We start from the raw sequence: 2,856 nt of genomic DNA, 5'->3' as shown, positions 1-2,856 counted from the left end.
AGCACCATGGCCAGTGATTGCCAGTGCATGACGTCAGCCAGCACCTTCGGCCACTCCGTGCTGCGAGACTCTGCGGCCAGTGAATCATAGGCGAGCGATTCGTCGGCACCACTCGCCAATGCCTCAGCCGAGCCGCTCAAAATTCGGTTGACCAGGCAGAACAGCAGCAGGGTCAGACCGCCGTTGACCGGCGCCACCAGCAGCACAAGCATTTCCAGCACCATGCAGATCGCCGCTGCAACGATCAAAGGGCGTCGCCCGATACGGTCGGCAAGTACGCCCGAAGGCACTTCGGCGAAAACGATGACGATGGCCCAGACAAAATTGAGCAGCGAGTATTCGCTGGCCGAAAGACCAAGATCTAGAAACAGCACGGCAAGCACCGGATAGTAGAAGCGCGCGTTGAAAAGCGTGCGAAAGGCGATGAAGCGTTTCCGGTTACGCTCGGCGTTACTCGGAGTACCTGGAATGGTCAAGTGGAACCTTGAAAAAGTATGACGTTCACGGAACAGTAAATCTGACCGAAGTCAATCGGCCTTTGCACTCGTCTGTCGACCGCCGATCAGGATCCAGACAGCGATTGCCTGCAAAACGAAGAGTACGGCGAAGGCGTTGCGATGTGCGATTGCCGTGCTGAGTCCGCTGGCCTGGAGCATGTCGATGAGTACGCCCATCCCCCATTGCAGGCCGAAGGCACCGAGAAATACCATCAGGTTTAAAGTCGAGTTGGCACGCCCGGACAGCGCCACCGGGAATCCGGCCGACATCTGCGAGTAGGCGAGCGTGCCGAAGCAGGAAAACACCCCGAAGGCCATCCATAACACATAGTGCCGGTCAATGGCCTGCGTGATGATCAGCAGCAGGGTGAGCAGCGACATCACCATGCCGCCGCCGAGCAAATAGATCGGCGCGATGCCGCGCCGTGCCAGCCCGGTTGCCAACAGCCCGATCAGGATGTAGGCCACCACCATCGCCATGCTCATGGCCGCCAGATGATCGGCCGCAAGCGAGCGCGTATGGCCATTGACGTGCATCAACCAGGCGCTCGACCACAGGCTTTGCACCGCCATGAAGCCGCCGATCTGGGCGAAGCCCAGCGGTGCGAAACGCCAGAAATGACGGCTGACCAGAACCTGCCTGACGCCCGCCAACTGCACCGAGAGCGGCTCGGGATGCTCGCTGACCGGTTTATCGGGAACGCTTATATACAGCCAGGCGGACACGGCTACGGTCAGGCCGGACAAGACGAAAAAAATATCGCGCCAGGTCGCCACGTTCAGCGCGGCGTTGAGCGGTGCCGACGCGGCCAGCGCACCGAGCGTACCCGAGGTCATGATCCAGCCGGTGAGCGACGCCTGTCTTTCCAGCGGAAACCACTGCGAAAAGGACTTGAAGGCAGCCATCAGACAGGCCGATACGCCCAGACCGATCATTCCCCGGCCAAAAGCCAGCATGACGATTCCATGGCCACAGGCAAAGATCGCGGCACCGCCCGCAGCGATCAGCAGCAGCGCCGCTTCGACCCGACGCGGGCCGAAACGGTCGAGCAGAACGCCAAGCGGCAGTTGGGCTGCGCCGAAGGCCAGAAAATAGGCGCTGGTCAACAGGCCGAGGTCGGCGGCACCAAGCGTCAGTTCGTCGCTCAGTACCGGCCCGATCACTGCATTGGCCGTGCGGAAGAGGTAGGAGAGGAAGTAGGCGCCGGCAAACGGCAGAAAGAGTCTGATCCAGAGCATGTGGGCCAATCAAGACGTTCAAGCACGTAGGAAAAAAGCATGAAAAAAGCGAAACACCAAGCCAACAGGATCACAAAGTATCACCAAGTGAAACGAGCGGGGTTCTTGTTTTCAACCCCCGTTCCACAGCCAGGCGGCACCGCGCACGCCGGACGAGTCGCCGTGCTGGTGGCGTCGCAGTTGGGTGCGCACCTGGTCGGAGAAGATGTATTGACTCCACAGCAAGGGAACATTGGCGTACAGCCGCACCATATTGGAAAGCCCGCCCCCAAGAACGATCACATCCGGGTCGAGGATGTTAACAACTTGGGCTAGCGCCCTGGCCAGGCGGCGATCATAACGCGCCAGTGTTGCCGCGCAGGCGGCGTCAGCCTGGTTTGCCCGGTCTTCGATGGCCTGGGGTGTCAGCATCTCTCCGTTATGGCGCTGGTGATCGCCGCTCAAGCCGGGGCCGGACAGCCAGCTTTCGACGCAGCCCTGACGGCCACAGTAGCATGCCGGAGGTGGCAGTATTTCCTCTTCCGAAACCGGCAGCGGGTTGTGTCCCCATTCGCCGGCAATGTGATTGGCGCCAGTGAGTACCCGCTCATTTACTACGATGCCGCCACCGACGCCGGTTCCCAGAATGACGCCGAAGACGATGCCGGCACCCTGCCCGGCGCCGCCGATGGCTTCGGACAGCGCAAAGCAATTGGCGTCGTTGGCGATGCGGATTTCGCGTTGCAGCAGGGTTTGCAGGTCGCGGCGCAAGGGCTTGCCGATCAGGCAGGTGGAGTTGGCATTCTTGATCAGTCCGCCGCTCGCCGATTCGGCGCCGGGAATCCCGAGCCCGACGCTGCCGCGCTGGCCGAGTTCGTTTTCGACTGCTTCGACCAGAGCGGCCACCGCCGTCACCGTGTCCAGGTAGTCGCCCTGCGGCGTTGCCACCCGCCGCCGCAGCAATTCCTGGCCCGACCCGTCGAGTGCGACGATCTCGATTTTTGTTCCACCTAGATCGACCCCGAGACGCAGCGCGGGTATGGAGAATGTTTTCTGTTCGGACATTGATGAATTCCCATTGGCATCCACGATGGTTTTCTGTTGGCAAGCATTTTAACCCGGCGAGCAGGGCAACTTGACA

Annotated in this window: 3 protein-coding genes; all 3 read right to left on the bottom strand. The window is 60.9% G+C overall.

From position 1 onward, the window contains the following. Window positions 1–476: MFS transporter (locus tag JNM42_RS11965; RefSeq protein ID WP_294269991.1), on the bottom strand; the 476-nt coding region annotated here is incomplete at its 3' end. A gap of 51 nt (window positions 477–527) precedes the next feature. Further along, window positions 528–1,736: an MFS transporter gene (locus JNM42_RS11960; RefSeq protein WP_294269989.1), complete on the bottom strand. Its 1,209-nt coding sequence runs from the start codon at window positions 1,734–1,736 to the stop codon at window positions 528–530. 111 nt (window positions 1,737–1,847) lie between these two features. Next, window positions 1,848–2,780, bottom strand: coding sequence for an ROK family protein (locus JNM42_RS11955; protein WP_294269987.1), 933 nt, complete (start codon window positions 2,778–2,780; stop codon window positions 1,848–1,850). Between the last annotated feature and the right edge of the window lie 76 nt (window positions 2,781–2,856).

This window comes from Propionivibrio sp. (assembly GCF_016790145.1).
GTDB lineage: Bacteria > Pseudomonadota > Gammaproteobacteria > Burkholderiales > Rhodocyclaceae > Propionivibrio.
Note: the sequence above shows the minus strand (reverse complement) of the source record. Positions and strands in the feature narration are given on the sequence as shown.

What these genes read in the sequence shown, in the direction of transcription:
- JNM42_RS11960 (WP_294269989.1), bottom strand. Translation starts at nt 1,736, where the DNA reads ATGCTCTGGATCAGACTCTTTCTGCCGTTTGCCGGCGCCTACTTCCTC.
- JNM42_RS11955 (WP_294269987.1), bottom strand. Translation starts at nt 2,780, where the DNA reads ATGTCCGAACAGAAAACATTCTCCATACCCGCGCTGCGTCTCGGGGTC.